We start from the raw sequence: 19484 nt of genomic DNA on the forward strand, positions 1-19484 counted from the left end.
TCCACAAGTTGAAAAGGGGGAGATTTTGTGAAAGTTCAGCATAAAGCATTGTCACTTTTAAATTTAATAAGCATTACTCAAATTGTAAAAAAAGAAGATTGGTTGTTACCCGCAAGAGCACTTAGAAATCAAGTAGTTCGTAATGGGATATATGCAGTAGGACCTGTTCTATATAAATATTCACAGTTAGAAAATGAACCAGAATATGGGGAATATACGTATTGTATTCCTGTCAATGGAAGAGTTGATTTAGGTGAGAGCTCTGCATATGAGTATTATGATGCTTTAATTATTAAGAGTGCTCTATGTGTGCGATTTACAGATGAAGATGGTGATATTGAGGAGGCTTATAACCTAATACGTGAGGTTGCAGAGCAGCATCATATGAAATTAGATAGTAGTTTTTATCACGTATGTTTAGATGTATATGGTGATACATGGTTAGATATTTATGCTCCTATTATAGAAGTAGGTGAAACAGTGAAATGCTAATTGAAAAACAAAGTATTGCATATACAAATGTTGTTTCAAGAGAATACATTTTTCATTACCCAGATATGAAAGAAGCAATTGAAGATTTTATGTCAGAAATTTCAAAAGTAAATTTAACGATAAAAGGTCCTATGTTTTATTCTTTGAAAAATATACCATCTGATGGAAATATGTATATTGAATTATTTATGCCGGTAAATGAAGATAAAATTCCAACATCAGAAACACTTCAATTTAGAAGTTATTACTATGTTGATGAGATGCTCATGAAACGATATACGGGAGATTATGAAAAATTAACAGAGCAGGTGTATGGTGAAATGCTTCAGTATATGGAGGATAATAACCTGAATTTAGCCTCGCCAATTTATCATGTGTTTAGCGGTGATGAGTCTTTACAGTATGTTGAAGTGAAGATTGCTGTATTTAATGAAGAATAATATTTTAAGCTTGTGACTTTTAAAATATGGAAACATCATGAAATATCATAAAAGAGATAGTTTTGAATAGGGTTTGGGGAAATGACATAAATAAAACCTTCTCTTCTTGTTAGAATGAGGAGGTTTTTTTATTCTAAAATCTATATGCAATTGATTGAATAGTTCGACATGAGATTTTTCAGTTGGGCCAATCTGTATGGGGAGTAGTTACGTTCTGCAGTTCGCTTTGTTCTTATTTTGAAAGGTGAAATTTATTCGAAAGTCAATTTGGAAAGAGGGAAAGGTGTTATTTTGGATAAAGATCGGAATGTTTCGGAAACAGAGAAAAGTTTTTTTCAAAGGACAATAGTATCTATCTATAAAGCGTTAGAACTTATAGTGAAATATACAATGATTCTTATAATAATAATGTCAATATTTGTGATAATTGCTGCTGTTTATTTTAAAATATATGAGGGTATAGGGGCGGGGGTATTCCTCTTAATCTCGTCATTATTTGCATATTTGGTATTTTTTAAGAAAAGTAAAAATGCCTAAATTAATAGCGAAAATAAAAATCCAAAGATTAACAACTATAATATGTTATTTGAAGAGGGAAAGTTTTGTATATGGCATGAATGTATAACAGCAAGAAAACCTTCTCTTTTCGTTAAAATGAGAAGGTTTTTATTTTTAATCTACATGATTTAAGTAAAGGTAGTTAAAGGTGGGACAATTGGATGTGGAATATAAAAGAAAAAGATTTAGATGAATTTAAAATAACATGTAGAAATCGTTTAAGTCCAGAACGCTCCATGGTGTTTATACTTGGCGCAACTGTTTATAGTTCATTATTCATGCTTTTTATTTTTGGAGCATTAGTTAAATTTGGCTGGGGTTATTATCCAAATCTCTTTGACAAAATAATTGTTTGTATTGAATTAGTTTTATATACCTTGCAAGTAATCTTTTTAATTCTATATCTATTTCCAAAAGTTCGTTTTAAATGTCAAAAGTTGCAAGCGCTTGTGATATTATTATGTACATTTCAGCTGGGAACTATAGGATTCACATTGTTTATACTTCCAGCAATTTCAAATTATTCGATTGATCAAATTACATTATTGTATGTGGGTTTATTGTTTCTAGGAGCAGTTTTTGTTCATCTGGTGACCACAATTGATACCTTTAAACAAGCAGAGAGTGGAGCATTTAGTATGGATGAAAGGGCAGCTTCATTTTTTAGTAAAACAAAAAACAACGTAATGATTGGTGTTACGGTATATGCACTAATCCTTCTTATTTTAATTTATTTTCATAATGATTATGAAACAGAGATATTAGTAGGGTATATAGCAGGAACTCTTGTAATGTACGCGGTAGCCATAGGTGCAGCAGAGTTCCAATTATTAACCTATTGTAGATTTAAATTTCCATCATTTTATATTTCGTGGGAGGAACATGAAAGGGAACGTCAGAAAAGACTAAAGCTTTATGAAGAGAAGGAAAAAAGAAAACTAAAGAAATAAAATAAGTTTTGTGTCGAAATGAGGAAAGATGAATGCTTAAAATAAAGGAAGAAGATTTAGGTTTTTTCAAAATTGAAAATAAAAATCGATTAAGTCCGGATTATATAAGAATCTTTTATGGGGGAGTTTTTGCATATACTTCTATACCCATGCTTATTATGTTTTTAGCTTTTTTGTTGAACGGTGACAAGATTTCTCTAAATCCTTTTGAAAAGATAGTTGTACAAACTGAGGTTAAGTTGTATGTTTTGGAGTTCATTTTTTTAATATTATTCATGTCTAAAAAGATTGCTTTTAAATTACAGAAACTACAAACAATCGTAACTGTATTTTATGCTTTTCAGTTAGCGACATTACCTTTCATAGTTATGGTTGTTGAAGGAATATATGATTTTCCATGTGACAATAAAACATTGGTTTATATTGGTTTAATACTATTAGGGGCAATCTGTACGCACATTGTAGCTACAATTGATGTTTTTAAACAGGCAAAACATGGAGGATATAAATTGGAAGGACCGGCTGTCTCGTTTTTTACTGACATGAAATTATATTTATTAATTGGGATGATAAGTTGTGTAGTAGTTTTGCTTATATTAATTTTCTTAAACCTTAATTATGCATTTGATGAAATGGCAATTTATGTGACACAAACAATAATATTATATACATTTGCTGTAGTATCAGCAGAATTCGTCCTATTGGTGTATTGTCTCTTTAAATTTCCATCATTTAATATTACGTGGGAACAACATGAAAAGGAACGCCAAGAATTTATAGCAAATAGAAAAAGAATAAGAGAGAAAGAGCAAAAGCGAAATAAAAACTGAAATGATAATTGTAAATAATAGTAATAGATTGTTTTTTCATGGTGGAAGAATCTATTTGTGAAGAATTAAAACATTGTATAAGGGTTAGTGATTATGAAAGTTCACTATAAGCATTATCGCTTTTAAATTTAATAAGCATCACTCAAATTGTAAAAAAGGATGATTGGCTGTTGTCAGCTATCGCACTTAGAAATTAAGTAATTCATAGTGATATATACCCAAAAATTAGCTAGAGGTGTGTAACTAGATGTGGGATGTAAAAGAAGAAAATTTAGAAAAGTTTAGGATGATATGTAGAAGGCGTTTAAGTCCAGAAGGTGCTTTAGGTTTTATGATAGGAACAATAGTGTACGTTTCAGTTATGATGTTTTTTCTTATTGGTACTTTAGTAACCTTTGGTTGGGACTACTATACTAGTTTATTTGAGAAAACAATTGTTAAAATTGAACTTGTGCTATATAGCTTGCAAATAATTTTTTTAATTCTATATTCATTTCCAAAAGCTCGATTTAAATTTCAAAAGTTTCAAACGATTGGTGTGTTATTATATGCATTTCAATTAGGTACGATATTATTCACGGCTTTAATTCTTCCTGGAATGTCTGATTATACAATCGACGGAATTACATTGGTATATGTAGGTTTCTTATTTATAGGAGCAGTGATTGTTCATATTGTGACAACGATTGATACGTTTAAACAGGCAAGTGAAGGTGCATTTAGTATGAATGAAAGATCTGCTTCCTTTTTTAGTAAAACAAAAGAAACTATGATGAAAGTGGCTTCAATATACGCATTAATCCTACTTATTTTGATTTATTTTCATAATGATTATGCGATTGATACTTTGATTGGATATGTAATAGGTACTGTTTTACTGTACACTGTAGCCGTTGGTGCAGCAGAATTCCAGCTATTGGTGTACTGTAGATTCAAATTTAAATCATTTAATATGACTTGGGAAGAAAATGAGAGAATGCGTGGGAGAACTCGAAAACAAAATGAAAAATTCAAAACGAAAAGTAAATAATGGTGAAATAGAATTTAAGTGTATGAGAATTATTTAAACTATATAGAAGGTGAAAAAGCTGAATGTGGAATATAAGAGAAGAAGATATGGGTCTTTTTGAAATTGAAAATAGAAATCGATTAAGTCCGGATTATATAAGAATCTTTTATGGGGGAGTTTTTGCATATACTTCTATACCAATGCTCATCATGTTTTTAGGTATTTTGCTGAACGGTGATAAGATTTCTTTAACACCATTTGAAACATTTTTGGTACGATCTGAGGTAAAGTTATACATTTTGGAGTTGATTTTTTTAATAATTTACATGTCTTCAAAGGTTGCTTTTAAATTACAGAAATTCCAAGCCATCGTGACTTTATTTTATTCTTTTCAGTTAGCAACATTACCATTTATCGTTATGATGGTTGAAGGAATGTTTGATTTTCCTAGTAATAATAAAACGTTAGTTTATATTGGTTTAATAATGTTAGGGGCGCTTTGTACTCACATTGTAACTACAATTGATGTTTTTAAAAAGGCAAAACATGGAGGATATAAATCGGAAGGACCAACTGTCTCATTTTTTACTAACGCAAAATTATATTTATCGATTGGAATGACAATTGGTGTAATGGTTCTACTTATATTAATTTTTCTAAATCTTAATTATACATTTAGCCAAATGGCAATTTATGTTGTACAAACAATAATATTATATATATTCGCTGTAGTATCAGCAGAATTCGTCCTATTAGTGTATTGTCGCTTCAAATTCCCATCATTTAATATTACGTGGGAACAACATGAAAAGAAACGCCAAGAATTCATAGCAAATAGAAAAAGAATAATAGAAAAAGAACAAAAGCGAAACAAAAACTGAAATGAAAGTTGTAAATGATACTCGTAAACTTATATTGAAGATAGAATGAATACATTATTCATAAATTAACTAGTAAAGGGAGGAATGTAATATCTTGAATAAAGATTCTAAAGCTGTAAAAAAAGTAAAAGGTTTATTTGAAAGTGTAATAGCACCTATTATCGTTGGGATTATATTTATCTTTTTAATTCTATATAAAGTAGCAGAGTTTCTGGGGAAATGGATTGTTATCCTTGGAATAATATTTTTTATTGGTAGTATATTTCTTTGCATATATCTAGAAGAATATGGAGGGGTGTTGGGCGGTGAGATAGGGTTAATATCGATGTTATTGTTATATTTTATGTTTATTAGAAAAAGTAAAAAAGGCTAGTTTAATATGAAATACCAAAAACATTTATTTACTCTCAGTTTGTCTACAAAAATAGAGTTATTATATGTTTTTAGAAAAGATGGTGTAATTATATGTGGAATATAAAAGAAGAAAATTTAAATGAATTTAAAAGTACTTGCAAGAATCGCTTAAGTCCCGATTGGGCTACAGGATTTATGTTTGGAACGATGTTTTTTATTTCTTTAATAATGTTTTTTCTTATTGGAGGGTTAATAAGGTTTGGTTGGAGTTATTACCCGACTCTCTTTGATAAAATAATTGTTAGCCTTGAGTTAGTGTTTTATAGTCTTCAAGTAATTTTTTTAATTATTTATCTGTTTCCTAAGATGCCATTTAAATTACAGAAACTACAAACACTTGTGGTACTATTATATGCATTTCAGCTAGGCACTATAACATTTACAATGTTGATAATTCCAGGAATGTCAAATTATTCAATTGATCAAATTACATTAATGTATGTTGGGTTATTATTTTTAGGTGCAGTCATTTTCCATATTTTAGCGACTATTGATACTTTTAGACAGGCAAGTAAAGGGGCATTTAATAAGGGAGAAGAATCCTCTTCATTTTTTAGTAAAACAAAGAGGACTGCAATAAAGTGTGCTGTAATTTATGTGTTAATTCTTCTCATTTTAATTTATGTGCATAATGATTATACACTAAATATTTTAGGATTGTATGCGGGAGGAACTCTAATCATGTACGCAGTAGCCATAGGCGCAGCTGAGTTCCAATTATTAGCCTATTGTAGATTTAAATTTCCATCATTTTATATTTCATGGGAAGAACATGAAAGAGAACGCCAGGAATTCTTAAAGCGTTATAAAGAGAGAGAGGAAAAGAAAGCGAAAGAAATAAAATAAGTTTTGGTTTCTGAAAATTCGAACAGATTATATAAGCAATTAAGAATTGTATAAAAATCGATGCTAATAAAAATTAAAGTATCTTCAATATAATCTGTATGAGTAAATAAATACCAATAAGTACAGGTGAAGTGTATTACTTTCCAAAAGGGAACATAATGAACTTAAAAATGCCTAGAGAAATCAACGGGGTGTCAGTATGAAGTTAAAGAAGAAACCTAAGATGATGATAGTTCTGTCAATAGTATCAAGTTTATTAAGTGGATGTGGTTTTGGGGAGACGAAGATAGAGTATGAGAGATTAGTAAAGGCATTGGATGAAGGTGATATGAAGACGGTTATGTCTGCGAGTGATGATGGGTATGCTTATGTGAAAGAAGAGGTTAGGGATAGCACGTTTGGGGCGGAAAATGATAATCGCATTAGCGTTGTATATCAAACAACAGGAGGAGTATACAATATTAAAGAAAAAAGTTCTATGGAACAACTTTGCAAGAAATTGCTAGTTCATTAAATAGTGAGCAAAAAAAAGAAGAGATTGTATATAGAACTAGTATTAAATATGAAGATAATCAATCAAAAAGTCCAGATCAAAATTTGGATGTTTCGAATGTTCGATTTATATTTAATAGATTAAAGGGAATAGATAGTTTAAGACCCAAAAAAGATAAAAAAAGATTTAGTGAGTCATCCAAGGTAACATATTACTTAACCGAATCGGAATTTCAAGAAATAATTAATAATAAGTTAAAGGTGGACTACGAGAAATTTGATGAAGCAATATTATTAATGGAGTTTAGTTCGGCGAAAGATTCAAAAGAAAATCCAATGGAATTCACTACAATAAGCATCACAATGGGATATGAAAAAAAGAATAAAGAAGGCCGATTAATAAGGCATGATCAAAAAATAGCAATCTATTTAAATACTAAAGAAGATAACGATAAAGCTTCTAAAACCCGATATGAGGAGTATGAAAAACAATATTTGAATAATAAGTAATGTATAAAATAAGGGGAAAGGTGTAATTATGGCATGAGTAAAAGGTTAGTTAAAAAAATAGTTATTGTAATGACAGTAACGTTTTTACTAAGCGCGTGCAGTTTCGGGGAAACAAAAATAGAGTATGAGAGATTAGTAAAGGCATTGGATGAAGGGGATATGAAAACGGTTATGTCTGCGAGTGATGATGGATATGCATATGTGAAAGAAGAGACTAGCGAAAGTACTTATGAAGAAAAAGAAGATGGTGAACATAGCAGGATAATATATCAAACAACCCATGGAGTATATAATGTGAAAGAAGACGACTTATATGGGAAAACAACTCAAAAGGTTGTTACTGATATAAAAAATGATAAAAACGTTGGTAGTAATCAAAATTACAAAAAAGAAACGGTCTATAGTACAAATTTAAAAAATGAAAAATCCCGTTCAGTAGCCCAGGATCAAGCTATGAATGTTTCATATGTAAAATTAATGTTTAGAGGATTAAATGAACTTAGTAAATTGAAACCGAGTGAAGATACAAAAAGATCTAGTGAACCGAGCATAATAAGCTATGATTTAACTGAATTACAGTTTAAAAGCATAATAAATGACAAGTTAAATTTAAAATATGATAAATTTGATTCTGCAATATTGATGATTGAATTTAATACGCCTAATAATACAAAAGAAAATCAAATGAGAATAATACAAATAACAATATCGGTAAATTATGAAGAAAGAAAAGAAGATAAGCTTATAAAACGCAATCAAGAAATTTCAACATATTATCATACCAGAGAAGATAATAATCAAAGTGCCAAAAAAGAATATGTAAATTATGAAAAAGAGTATATAAATTAAAAATAATATATTTTGATTGAATTTTGAGAACGATAAATGTTGTGAAGATATGAGTAAAGGGGTAGTAAAAAATAGTTATTGTGATAACAGTTATGTTTTACTGAGCGCGTATAGTTTTGGTAAATCAAAATAGAGTATGAGAGTCTAATAAAGGCATTGGATGAAGGTGACAAGAAGACGGTTATACTTAATTGAAAGAAGAATATTTGGAACTTTTGAGGAAAAAGAATACTACTTGAACCATCAAAAGGCATTCTGGTTAGATGATTATGGTAATTAATATGGTAATGATATACCTAAAAGATTATCTGAATTTAGTTGTACAAAGATCTATGTACTTAAAAATATTAAGAATGTAATAGAATTTTAGTGCACGAAAATTATTTAAACTGTATAGAAGGGGAAATGTCAGGGTGTGGAATATAAAAGAAGAAGATTTAGATAAATTTCGAATAACATGTCAAGGACGTTTAAGTCCTGAAGGTGCGACGGGTTTTATGCTTGGAACAATATTTTATATTTCAATATTTATGTTTATTATTTTTGTAGGTGATTTGAATTACTACAACAATTTTTTTGATAGAACAATTGTTAAAACTGAAATTGTGTTATTTAGTATTCAAATTATATTTTTAATTATATATCTATTTCCGAAAGCATGTTTTAAATTTCAAAAGTTACAAACGCTAATCGTATTACTATATGCGTTTCAACTTGGAACGATATTATTTGTAGTTTCGATTGTTTCTGAAATGGCTGATAATTCAATTGGTAGGATGTATACCGGGCTACTAGTTGTAGGAGCAGTTATTATCCATATTGCAGCAACGCTAGATACATTTAAACAAGCAAGTGAAGGTGCATTTAGTAGTGATGAAAGATCCACCTCGTTTTTTAGTAAGACAAAAGGAGCTGTGATAAAGGGGGCTATAATATATATATTAATACTACTTCTTCTGATGTATTTTCAAAATGATTATTCAATTGATTTTTTTGTTATGTATGGAGTAGGAACTGTTTTAATGTATGCGGTTGCAATCGGAGCGGCAGAATTCCAATTATTGGCGTACTGTAGATTTAAATTCAAGTCATTTAATATGTCATGGGAAGAGAATGAGAGAATGCGTGGGAGAATTCGAAAGCGAAATACAAAATCCAAATCGAAAAGTAAATAAGAGGGAAATAGAATTGAAGTGAATGAAAATTATTTAAACTGTATAGAAGGTGAAGAGCCAGGATGTGGGATATAAAAGAAGAAGATTTATATAAGTTTAGGATGACATGTAATGATCGTTTAAGTCCTGAGGGTGCTATGGTTTTCTTTATTGGAGGGATAGTTTATACTTCAGTATTTATGTTTTTTATTTTTATGGGGGGATTGGATTATTATCATACTTATTTTGATAAAACAATTGTTAAAACTGAAATTGTTTTATATAGCTTACAATTCATCTTTTTAATTCTATATTCATTTCCAAAAGCACGTTATAAATTTCAAAAGTTACAAACGCTCGTTGTATTATTATATGCATTTCAATTAGGTACAATAACATTTACAGCGTTAGTTCTTCCTGGAATATCTGATTATTCAATTGATCGAATGACTTTAATTTGTGTAGGGTTATTATTTATAGGAGCAGTTATCGTTCATATTGTGACAACAATTGATACATTTAAACAAGCGAGTGAAGGTGCGTTTAGTAAGGATGAAAGATCCATCTCATTTTTTAGTAAAAGAAAAGGAGATGTGATGAAGTGGGCTACAATATATGCGCTAATCCTGTTTATTTTGATATATTTTCATAATGGTTATGGAATTGATGTTTTAGTTCTTTATGCGGTAGGTATTGTTTTACTGTATACAGTAGCCATTGGAGCGGCAGAATTTCAACTATTGGTGTACTGTAGATTTAAATTCAAGTCATTTAATATGTCATGGGAAGAGAATGAGAGAATGCGTGGGAGAATTCGAAAGCGAAATACAAAATCCAAATCGAAAAGTAAATAAGAGTGAAATAGAATTGAAGTGAATGGAAATTATTTAAACTGTATAGAAGGTGAAATGTCAAGGTGTGGAATATAAAAGAAGAAGATTTAGATAAGTTTCGAATGACATGTCAAGGGCGTTTAAGTCCTGAAGGTGCGACGGGATTTATGCTCGGAACGATATTTTATACTTCATTATTTATGGTTATTATTTTTATAGGAGGAATAGATTATTATACTACCTTGTTTGATAAGGTAATTGTTAGGATTGAATTAGTGTTATATGGTTTGCAAGTAATGTTTTTAATTCTATATTTATTCCCTAAAGCTCGTTATAAATTTCAAAAATTACAAACGCTCGTTATATTATTATATGCATTTCAACTTGGAACTATCGGATGCACGTTATTTGTTCTTTCTGGGATGATTGAGCATTCAATTGATCTCAATACACGTGTTTATGTAGGTCTATTAGTATTAGGTGGAATTATTGTTCATATTGTGACAACAGTTGATACATTTAAACAAGTAAGCGAAGGTGCATTTAGTAGTGGGGACAAATCAGATTCGTTTTTTAGTAAAACAAAGGGACATGTTATACAAGGTGCTGTAATTTATGTGTTAATTCTTCTTGTTTTGATTTATATAAATAATAATTACTCATTAAACACAATGTTTGGTTATGTTATGTGTAATGTTGTTATGTATGCAGTAGCCATTGGAGCGGCAGAATTTCAACTATTGGTGTACTGTAGATTTAAATTCAAGTCATTTAATATGACGTGGGAAGAGAATGAGAGAAAGTGTGGAAGAATTCGAAAACAAAATAAGAAATTCAAAACGAAAAATAAATAATATATTAATAGAATTTTAGTGTTCGAAAAATAATTGAAACGTATAGAAGGTGAAGAGCCAAGATGTGGAATATAGAAGAGGAAGATTTAGATAAGTTTAGGATGACATGTAATGATCGTTTAAGTCCTGAGGGTGCTACAGGATTTATGTTTGGAGGAATACTTTATAGTTCAATAGCCGTTTTTTCTATTATTGTATCAGGTGGTTGGGAGTACTGTATGGTTCTCCTTAACATAGGAATTGTTAAGCTGGAAGTGTTGTTATATGCTCTGCAAGTAATTTTTTTCATTCTATATTTATTTCCAAAAGCTCAATTTAAATTTCAAAAGCTACAAACAATTGTTGTATTATTAAATGCATTTCAAATGGCAACAATATTACTCGTAGTTTTGATTGGTACTAAAATGGCTAATAATTCAATTGATCAGATTACATTACTGTATGCAGGATTATTATTTTTAGGAGCAGTAATTTTTCATATTTTGACAACAATTGATACGTTTAAACAGGCAAGTGAAGGTGCATTTAGTATGGATGAAAGATCCGCTTCCTTTTTTAGTAAAGCAAAAGGAAAGATGATGAAGTGGGCTACATTATACGCAGTAACTATTCTTATTTTTCTATATTTTCATAACGATTATGGATTTGATACTTTAGGTATGTATGTAGTAGGGACCTTTTTAATGTATACGATAGCTATCGGAGCAGCTGAATTTCAGCTATTAACATATTGCAGGTTTAAATTTCCGTCATTTAATAAAACATGGGAGCAACATAGAAGAGAGACTCCGAGATATCAAAAGAAAAATAAAAAAGGTAAATCAAAACGTAAGGTGTAAAGGAAATTGGCAGAATAAATTTAAATGTCCGCCATTTAATATAACGTGGGAAGAGAATGAGAGAATGCGTGGGAGATTTCGAAAGCGAAATACAAAATCCCAATCGAAAAGTAAATAAGAGTGAAATAGAATTGAAGTGAATGAAAATTATTTAAACTGTATAGAGGGTGAAGAGTCAGGATGTGGGATATAAAAGAAGAAGATTTAGATAAGTTTAGGATGACATGTGAATATCGTTTAAGTCCTGAAGGTGCTACAGGATTTATGTTTGGAGGAATACTATTTAGTTCAATAACCATTTTTTCTATTGTTTTATCAGCTGGGTGGGATTACTGTATGCTTCTCTTTAATATAGGAATTGTTAAGTTAGAAGTGTTATTATATAGCCTACAAATAATTCTATTAATTATTTATTCATTCCCGAAAGCTCAATTTAAATTTCAAAAGTTACAAACAATTGTTGTATTATTATATGCATTCCAAATGGCAACAATAGCGCCTACTGCTTTGACTGTTACTAAAATGGCTAATAATTCAATTGACTGGATTACACTAATGTATGCAGGTGTATTGCTTTTGGGAGCAGTTGTTGTTCATATTGTGGCAACCTTTGATACGTTTAAACAAGCGAGTGAAGGTGCGTTTAGTATGGATGAAAGGTCTGCCTCTTTCTTTAGTGAAACAAAAGGAAAGATGATGAAGTGGGCTACACTATACGCAGTAATTATTCTTATTTTGATATATTTTCATAATGATTATGGGTTTGATGATTTATTTATGTATGTAGTAGGGACCTTTTTAATGTATACGATAGCCATCGGAGCAGCAGAATTTCAGCTATTAGCATATTGCAGATTTAAATTTCCGTCATTTAATAAAACGTGGGAGCAACATAAAAGAGAGACTCCAAGATATCAAAAGAAAAATAAAAAAAGTAAATCGAAACGTAAGGCATAAAGAAAGTGAGTATTGTAAGTTTTGATGGTAAAAAAGTAATAATTTATAGGAGAGTATTTGAACTACTAAAAGAAAATTTACTTATGTAAGGTGATTAAAGTGATTAGAAGGTTATCTGATCGAAAATATAGAGAGTGTAGTGTGATGATGATGAAATGAACAAAAAAAGGGTTTCTAAAATGATTACTATCATAATAGCGACATAAGCGTGGTGAATGTTTCAGAAATATTTCTATTTGTAGTGGAAAGAATTTGAGAATAAACATGTAGCCCCAATTGCTGGAGTAGATCCAATAGTTGGGGCGTTTATCTGTCTAAATTTAGTTTGAATGCATAACATTTTTTAGTTAGAGTCCTCGCTCCTCAAGTAGTTTCTTCATAATAAGGGTGTGAAGTTTTTGTGTAATCGGCTTTTATTGCAAAGTTACAACTATTTCCGCTTATAGAGTACCTCTTATTATCGATACATCGTCCACATCCCAATGTCTTTAAACCCTAGACGTTTATAAATTCGTCCAGCAGCTGGATTGTTATAAAATAAACAAAGTGTTCGGCCTTCTTTCGTAAAGTCTTGAATCATTTTTTGCAATATGAGTGAGGCATATCCATTTCCGCGGTAATCCGGGTGTGTACATACACCAACTACCATTGCGGATAATGAATTTTCAGCGGAAGTTGAGGCGGATGCGATGATTGCGCCGTCTTTTTCAATATAATATGTACGTCCTGTATTTGTTTCAATAGCTTGTCGTAAAATTTTTTCTGATTCATGAGCAGTTCGGAATTCAGTGATGTTATTTCGTAATTGCATAATTCGTTCTATATCATCGAGTGAGGCAAGTTTAATTGTTTCATGAATTTGTGTATTAGGTAAGTGTTTATTGTTTAGACATTCACAAAAATACATTTCATTTTTGGCACCTAGTTGTATAGTAGGAGAAGCTTCAAGTCTTTCTACAATAGTTGATTTGCCAGAGAGTTTAAGCGGCTTATATGCGGAAAGAAGTGCCTCATAATCAGTGGTAACAAATGCTTCTTTACTGTAGGGTATGAATGCATCATGGAAGCGGAGTAAAATCGATTTTAATGTTCCATTCTCTTTAAATACGCCCCATAATTCTTGAAAGTCTGTTTCATAACCGAAAGCTTCTAAATCCCCAATAATAAACAAGTTAAGGGCTGCTTCTTCTTTTAGGTAAGCGAATACTTGTTCATGATCTTTCTTTGTTAATTTTCTCATCATAAAGAATCGACCTCTTTTTTATTTTTCTAAATATTACAACTTAAGTTTTTTGAAATCAATATAAAATTTTATGTTTAGTTCACAAACTTTCGGAAAAACTAGGAAAGATATGACAAAGGAGGTTATGAACGGTGGATCATCCAATTCAAGGGTTAATGAAAGCAGCGATGGAAAATTTAAAGGAAATGGTCGATGTAAATACGATTGTTGGGGAGCCTGTTCAAACGGCTGACGGTGGTGTAGTGTTAACAGTTTCTAAAGTAGCGTTCGGTTTTGGAGCAGGAGGTTCTGATTTCCAGACGAATGATGGACAAAGAGCGAATGGTAACCCTGCATTTGGTGGCGGTAGTGCGGGTGGTGTGTCAATTACACCAGTAGCATTTCTAGTCGTGAATAAAGATGGGGTAAATATTCTTCATTTACAAAATGCGACACATTTAGCAGAAAAAATAATTGAATTAGCTCCACAAACAATCGATAAAATTCAATCGATGTTCCAAAAAGATGAAAAAAAAGAGGGGAATCATCACCCTCAAAATCCAGATGATATCCTTTAAAAACGCCTGCTTATGAGCAGGCGTTTTTTCTTGTAATCAGTATGTAATAAAACACATGAAATTGTAAATAGTTTTTGAAGTTTTTTCTATGTTTCTAAAATTTTTCATGTTAAAATATGCTATAGAATTGAAACATATAAAACGAAGGTGGCTAGGTGCTTTGTCTGGAGGATCTGACCAAGTAAACAATATGATATATATTAATGGTAATCGTCGGGGTCATTGTTTTATTACATCTGGAATTAAGTTTAAAGAGTTTGCAAGTAACATCCCTTCACCGCTTCATCAAGTATTGCTTTTAAAGCATAATTTTGAGTGGACAGATTTTCATTATCATACTTTATTTGAATATGTTGAGGAAGAAAACATACATAAACTCATTCAAGCAGAGATTGATGAATTTGATGAATTTTGTTGGGTAGATTTCGATGATGCAAGCGATTTAGATGAGTTAGAGCCAAAAGAAATTGCAGAATTATTATATTTGGCTCACAAAAAAGAACCACTTGGAAGAACGTTCTTCCCATTGTTGAAGAATAGATTCGTTTATTTTTCACATGATGACGGTTGGTACAACAAAGTGTATTACCGTAGAATCGGTGATTTTGTAGGAATGCTAAGTAAAGTGATTCCATATAAACTCGGTTCGTTTGGAAAGAAACGTTTTACTTTCTTCCAAAAATCAAAAATTTTCCCAGCAATTTCAAAGGAAGTTATCCTTGGGCTTATGCCGTTAATGGAAGATGGGTTATACATTGATTTAGCGGGGAAAATTGAGTCGAGAAGAGGTCTTGAAATTCCGGTATATGTAGTAGGATCATTCGAAAGTACGGATGAGGTACTAGATAATATCGATGAATTGAAAGCGGAAGCAACAGAAACGGGTTGGCTCATTTTTGATAAGAAAGAACAAGAGTGGCAATGGGTTGTGGACTAAGAAAACTTGGCGCATGAAGTCAAGTTTTCTTGTCTTTTGAAAGGAGAACAAATGAAGAAATATTATACAATTGTGGGTATTGTAAGTATTATTCTCGTGGCGATATTACTTATAACTTGTCCGAAAGAATCAGATTTTAACTTGTATTTAGAGGATAAGTATGCATTGAAATGTGACGAGAGTAGCTTTGAATGCACGCAAAATGTAGATGAAAAAAAAGAGAAATTACAGTTTGAAAGTATTGATGCACGAAATGGTGTTTTCTTTATGACTGTAAAGCAAACGTATAAAACAGAAGCTGGTGTTACGAAAGAATATAGCGGAGTAGGTATATTCGGTACATTTCTTTTTGTTTCAGAGAAGACTTTCTAGTAATAGAAGGTCTTTTTTTTATGCTTATCTTCATATAGATGAAGTAAGACAAGCATAGGAGGGGTATTGATGAAGAAGGGATGTATCGTTTGTGGTGGTGAGGAGTTTTTTTCTTCAACATTATATGCACGTACGAAACAAGATTGGGCATATGCGCCAAACATGTACCGATTTGAAAAGGTGTTTATTGAGCATAGAGATGAAGAGAATTATCCGGTTTTTCAAGAAATTACAGCGAAGCATTGTTGTGGATGCGGTCATATCATGTTGTATCATGAATGAACACACCAAGTATAACTTGGTGTGTTTTTTTTAAAACGCTGATAAAGCAAGCGGATATAGTAGAGTGAATAAAACAGAAAAACTGCCAAAACCAATGGCGGTATATCCAAGTGTTCTCGCCCCAAAATTGACAGCTAATAAGCCAACTAAAATAGCAAGGGAGCCGAGTGTAACAGGATAAAAAGCAATGGAGAATAACGAAAGAAATAATGCGACATAGCCGATCATTGCACCGGTATTTGTACCTTCAATTTCATTTGCAATTTCTTTGCGCTCATGTCTAATCGGAATACCAGCTGGAGATATTTCAGCTGCATACTCTTCGTTTTTTTCACCACTTTTAAAATGATGATTTCTCTTTCTTCGCATGTACATCCCTCTCTTTCAATTGGGTGTATCTATAGTATCTTTCATAAGGAACAGAACATGAGTATGAGTTAAACCCAAGTAAAGCAAAAATTGGAGAAAATAGATTTCGTTGTTATCCTGTTCATCTCCTTATGAAGATAAAGTGAAACTTTAATCAGTGGGGGTTTTATCCATCCCCCACTGATTATTAGCCCTCACCAATCGGGCTTTTACGGGCAGTTATCTCCCACCTAACTTCCTCGCATTCGCCGAATTCTACTGCCCGTTAATGCGGGATAAACAGGAATTTTGGAAAATGATGTAGAATGAAATGAATGATAATAACTGAAGGTAGGGGAATGTATGACGAGGTTTAATTGGCATGAATCGGCAGAGAAAAAATGGGATAACAATGCAGAGTTTTGGAATCAAAATAGTCAAGAAATGTGGGATAGCGGGAGCAGGAGTACAATCATTCCATTTTTTGAGCAGTACGTGGAAAAGGAAGTACAAGTGCTAGATGTTGGCTGTGGTGATGGGTATGGTACATATAAATTAAGTCTTACTGGGTACAAAGCGGTTGGGGTGGACTTATCGGAAGTTATGATTCAAAAGGGTAAGGAACGCGGAGAAGGCCCAAACTTATCTTTTATAAAAGGTGATCTTTCTTCATTACCATTTGAAAATGAGAAATTTGAAGCAATTATGGCAATTAATTCTTTAGAATGGACCGAGGAGCCATTGCGAGCATTAAATGAAATAAAGCGTGTTTTAAAGAAAGATGGATACGCATGTATTGCAATTTTAGGACCGACAGCAAAACCGAGAGAGAATAGTTATCCGCGTCTATACGGCAAAGATGTTGTTTGCAATACGATGATGCCTTGGGAATTTGAACAGTTAGCAAAAGAACAAGGATTTGAAGTTGTAGATGGCACCGGCGTATATAAGCGCGGAGTAAATGAGAAGATGTTAGGTCAACTACCTACAGAGTTACAACAATCGTTAACGTTCTTATGGGTATTTATGTTAAAAAACGTATAACGAAATCAAAAAAATTTTAGGAGGTAAAAAAGTGCAGAAAATACAAAAAACTGATACAATATCATCAGAACCAATTAAAGGGGGACTAGGGTATATGACAACTACTACAACAGTTAAATCCGATATTGAAATCGCACAAGAAGCAAGTATGAAGAAGATTCAAGAAATTGCAGCTAATTTAAATATTTTAGAAGAAGAACTAGAGCCATACGGACATTATAAAGGCAAGTTATCTCTTGATATTTTTAAGCGTTTACAAGATGAGAAAGACGGTAAAGTTGTTTTAGTAACAGCGATTAACCCAACTCCAGCAGGAGAAGGTAAATCAACAGTAACAGTTGGTTTAGGTCAAGCTTTTAATAAAATTGGTAAGAACACAGTAATTGCACTTCGCGAACCATCTCTTGGACCAACAATGGGATTAAAAGGCGGAGCAGCAGGTGGCGGTTATTCTCAAGTAGTACCAATGGAAGATATTAACCTTCACTTTACTGGAGATATTCATGCGATTACAACTGCCAATAACGCATTAGCGGCGTTCATTGATAATCATATCCAACAAGGAAACACACTTGGAATTGATACGCGTAAAATCGTTTGGAAACGCTGTGTTGACTTAAATGATCGTGCCCTTCGTAACGTAGTAATTGGCCTTGGTGGACCGGTTCAAGGTGTGCCACGTGAAGACGGTTTTGATATTACAGTAGCATCTGAAATTATGGCCGTATTCTGCCTTGCAACAGATATTCAAGATTTAAAAGCTCGTCTATCTCGCATTGTTGTCGCTTATAATTTTTCAAATCAACCTGTAACAGTTAAAGATTTAGGCGTAGAAGGTGCGTTAACACTTCTATTAAAAGATGCATTAAAACCGAACTTAGTACAAACATTAGAAAATACACCAGCTATCATTCATGGCGGACCATTTGCGAATATCGCTCACGGTTGTAACAGTGTTATCGCTACGACGATGGCAGCAAAATTAGGTGATTATGTTATTACAGAAGCTGGATTCGGTGCAGATTTAGGTGCTGAGAAGTTTTTAGACATTAAAGCACGTGCAGCTGGTATTAAACCAGAAGCGGTAGTTATTGTTGCGACTATTCGTGCGCTTAAAATGCACGGTGGCGTGGCGAAAGATCAATTAAAAGAAGAAAATGTAGATGCGTTAGCAAAAGGAATGGAAAACTTACAGAAACATGTTGAAACAATTCAAAGCTTCGGTGTTCCATTCGTAATTGCCATTAACAAATTCATTACTGATACAGATGCAGAAGTTACATACTTACAAGAATGGTGCAATGAGCGTGGCTATGCAGTATCCTTAACAGAAGTTTGGGAGAAAGGTGGCCAAGGCGGAGTTGACCTTGCTGAGAAAGTGTTAAAAGAAATTGAAAAAGGTGAAAACAACTACGCACCACTTTATGAATTAGAATTACCATTAGAAGAAAAGATTCGTACAATTGCTCAAAAAGTGTACGGCGCAAAAGATATTGAATTTGCTCCGAAAGCACGTAAGCAACTAGCTCAATATGAAGGAGAAGGTTGGAGTAACCTACCAATTTGTATGGCGAAAACACAATACTCTCTTTCTGATGATGCAACAAAATTAGGTCGCCCATCTGACTTTATCGTTACAATTCGTGAATTGAAACCATCTATCGGTGCAGGGTTTATCGTTGCGTTAACAGGAACAATGTTAACAATGCCTGGTCTTCCTAAACAGCCAGCTGCGCTTCAAATGGATGTAAATGAAGATGGAAAAGCAGTAGGTTTATTCTAAAAGGTTGTAA

The 19484-nt window shown here is 32.1% G+C and carries 23 protein-coding genes and 2 pseudogenes; 23 read left to right on the top strand and 2 right to left on the bottom strand.

Annotation, left to right across the window (positions count from 1 at the left end; all coding sequences use genetic code 11):
• Positions 1-27: 27 nt before the first annotated feature.
• The 17 genes and pseudogenes from MHB76_RS10220 (at position 28) to MHB76_RS10300 (ending at position 12908) form a co-directional block, all read left to right on the top strand.
• Complete coding sequence (locus MHB76_RS10220; RefSeq protein WP_046959244.1) at positions 28-492, top strand: DUF5085 family protein; 465 nt, start codon at positions 28-30, stop codon at positions 490-492.
• Complete coding sequence (locus MHB76_RS10225) at positions 486-932, top strand: DUF5085 family protein (RefSeq protein ID WP_078173764.1); 447 nt, start codon at positions 486-488, stop codon at positions 930-932. Before MHB76_RS10220 ends, MHB76_RS10225 begins: the two co-directional genes overlap by 7 nt.
• Before the next feature lie 291 nt (positions 933-1223).
• Positions 1224-1469: a hypothetical protein gene (locus MHB76_RS10230; protein ID WP_078173794.1), complete on the top strand. Its 246-nt coding sequence runs from the start codon at positions 1224-1226 to the stop codon at positions 1467-1469.
• A gap of 182 nt (positions 1470-1651) precedes the next feature.
• Positions 1652-2440, top strand: a complete 789-nt coding sequence (locus tag MHB76_RS10235) for a hypothetical protein (RefSeq protein ID WP_078173763.1) — start codon at positions 1652-1654, stop codon at positions 2438-2440.
• A gap of 32 nt (positions 2441-2472) precedes the next feature.
• The gene (locus tag MHB76_RS10240; protein WP_078173762.1) at positions 2473-3270 is read left to right on the top strand and encodes a hypothetical protein; all 798 of its coding nucleotides are present in this window, start codon (positions 2473-2475) and stop codon (positions 3268-3270) included.
• Between the two features lie 247 nt (positions 3271-3517).
• The gene (locus MHB76_RS10245) at positions 3518-4300 is read left to right on the top strand and encodes a hypothetical protein (RefSeq protein WP_059037776.1); all 783 of its coding nucleotides are present in this window, start codon (positions 3518-3520) and stop codon (positions 4298-4300) included.
• A gap of 62 nt (positions 4301-4362) precedes the next feature.
• Positions 4363-5160 carry a hypothetical protein gene (locus tag MHB76_RS10250; protein WP_078173761.1) on the top strand — a complete coding sequence of 266 codons (798 nt, stop codon included), beginning with the start codon at positions 4363-4365 and terminating at the stop codon, positions 5158-5160.
• 94 nt (positions 5161-5254) lie between these two features.
• Entirely contained in the window at positions 5255-5533 is a 279-nt protein-coding gene (locus tag MHB76_RS10255; RefSeq protein ID WP_078173760.1) for a hypothetical protein, read from the top strand.
• 92 nt (positions 5534-5625) lie between these two features.
• Positions 5626-6420: a hypothetical protein gene (locus tag MHB76_RS10260; protein ID WP_078173759.1), complete on the top strand. Its 795-nt coding sequence runs from the start codon at positions 5626-5628 to the stop codon at positions 6418-6420.
• A 199-nt stretch (positions 6421-6619) separates the two neighbouring features.
• A pseudogene (locus tag MHB76_RS10265) lies at positions 6620-7422 on the top strand (DUF3952 domain-containing protein).
• Between the two features lie 33 nt (positions 7423-7455).
• The gene (locus tag MHB76_RS10270) at positions 7456-8271 is read left to right on the top strand and encodes a DUF3952 domain-containing protein (protein ID WP_002202229.1); all 816 of its coding nucleotides are present in this window, start codon (positions 7456-7458) and stop codon (positions 8269-8271) included.
• 92 nt (positions 8272-8363) lie between these two features.
• A pseudogene (locus tag MHB76_RS26300) lies at positions 8364-8457 on the top strand (DUF3952 domain-containing protein); the annotation flags it as partial.
• Positions 8458-8684: 227 nt separating this feature from the next.
• Positions 8685-9446, top strand: a complete 762-nt coding sequence (locus MHB76_RS10280; RefSeq protein ID WP_002202228.1) for a hypothetical protein — start codon at positions 8685-8687, stop codon at positions 9444-9446.
• Between the two features lie 62 nt (positions 9447-9508).
• Positions 9509-10279, top strand: coding sequence for a hypothetical protein (locus tag MHB76_RS10285; RefSeq protein ID WP_000263485.1), 771 nt, complete (start codon positions 9509-9511; stop codon positions 10277-10279).
• A gap of 62 nt (positions 10280-10341) precedes the next feature.
• Positions 10342-11112, top strand: coding sequence for a hypothetical protein (locus MHB76_RS10290; RefSeq protein ID WP_016104661.1), 771 nt, complete (start codon positions 10342-10344; stop codon positions 11110-11112).
• Between the two features lie 62 nt (positions 11113-11174).
• Positions 11175-11951 (top strand): hypothetical protein, encoded by a 777-nt coding sequence (locus tag MHB76_RS10295; RefSeq protein ID WP_078173758.1) that lies wholly within the window; start codon positions 11175-11177, stop codon positions 11949-11951.
• Positions 11952-12131: 180 nt separating this feature from the next.
• Positions 12132-12908: a hypothetical protein gene (locus MHB76_RS10300; RefSeq protein ID WP_078173757.1), complete on the top strand. Its 777-nt coding sequence runs from the start codon at positions 12132-12134 to the stop codon at positions 12906-12908.
• 457 nt (positions 12909-13365) lie between these two features.
• Here the strand turns inward: MHB76_RS10300 and MHB76_RS10305 are convergent, their stop codons facing one another.
• Positions 13366-14151, bottom strand: coding sequence for a GNAT family N-acetyltransferase (locus tag MHB76_RS10305; RefSeq protein WP_078173756.1), 786 nt, complete (start codon positions 14149-14151; stop codon positions 13366-13368).
• 131 nt (positions 14152-14282) lie between these two features.
• Between MHB76_RS10305 and ytfJ the strand changes: the two genes are divergently transcribed.
• From ytfJ to MHB76_RS10325, 4 genes are all read left to right on the top strand, one after another.
• A complete protein-coding gene (gene ytfJ, locus MHB76_RS10310; RefSeq protein ID WP_002158105.1) occupies positions 14283-14708 on the top strand; it encodes a GerW family sporulation protein in 426 nt (141 codons plus the stop codon).
• A gap of 160 nt (positions 14709-14868) precedes the next feature.
• Positions 14869-15645, top strand: a complete 777-nt coding sequence (locus MHB76_RS10315) for an oxalate:formate antiporter (protein ID WP_078173755.1) — start codon at positions 14869-14871, stop codon at positions 15643-15645.
• A 51-nt stretch (positions 15646-15696) separates the two neighbouring features.
• The gene (locus MHB76_RS10320) at positions 15697-16017 is read left to right on the top strand and encodes a hypothetical protein (protein WP_078173754.1); all 321 of its coding nucleotides are present in this window, start codon (positions 15697-15699) and stop codon (positions 16015-16017) included.
• A 69-nt stretch (positions 16018-16086) separates the two neighbouring features.
• Entirely contained in the window at positions 16087-16299 is a 213-nt protein-coding gene (locus MHB76_RS10325) for a hypothetical protein (RefSeq protein ID WP_002012518.1), read from the top strand.
• Positions 16300-16329: 30 nt separating this feature from the next.
• Here the strand turns inward: MHB76_RS10325 and MHB76_RS10330 are convergent, their stop codons facing one another.
• Positions 16330-16668, bottom strand: coding sequence for a hypothetical protein (locus MHB76_RS10330; protein ID WP_001253195.1), 339 nt, complete (start codon positions 16666-16668; stop codon positions 16330-16332).
• Positions 16669-17010: 342 nt separating this feature from the next.
• Here MHB76_RS10330 and MHB76_RS10335 point away from each other — a divergent pair, with 342 nt between their 5' ends.
• Together MHB76_RS10335 and MHB76_RS10340 are read left to right on the top strand one after the other, a co-directional pair.
• Complete coding sequence (locus tag MHB76_RS10335; RefSeq protein ID WP_002158104.1) at positions 17011-17691, top strand: class I SAM-dependent methyltransferase; 681 nt, start codon at positions 17011-17013, stop codon at positions 17689-17691.
• Positions 17692-17785: 94 nt separating this feature from the next.
• Positions 17786-19474: a formate--tetrahydrofolate ligase gene (locus MHB76_RS10340; RefSeq protein WP_078173793.1), complete on the top strand. Its 1689-nt coding sequence runs from the start codon at positions 17786-17788 to the stop codon at positions 19472-19474.
• The last annotated feature ends 10 nt before the right edge of the window (positions 19475-19484 follow it).

This window comes from Bacillus sp. FSL M7-1345, assembly GCF_038006985.1.
Lineage (GTDB): Bacteria > Bacillota > Bacilli > Bacillales > Bacillaceae_G > Bacillus_A > Bacillus_A cereus_U.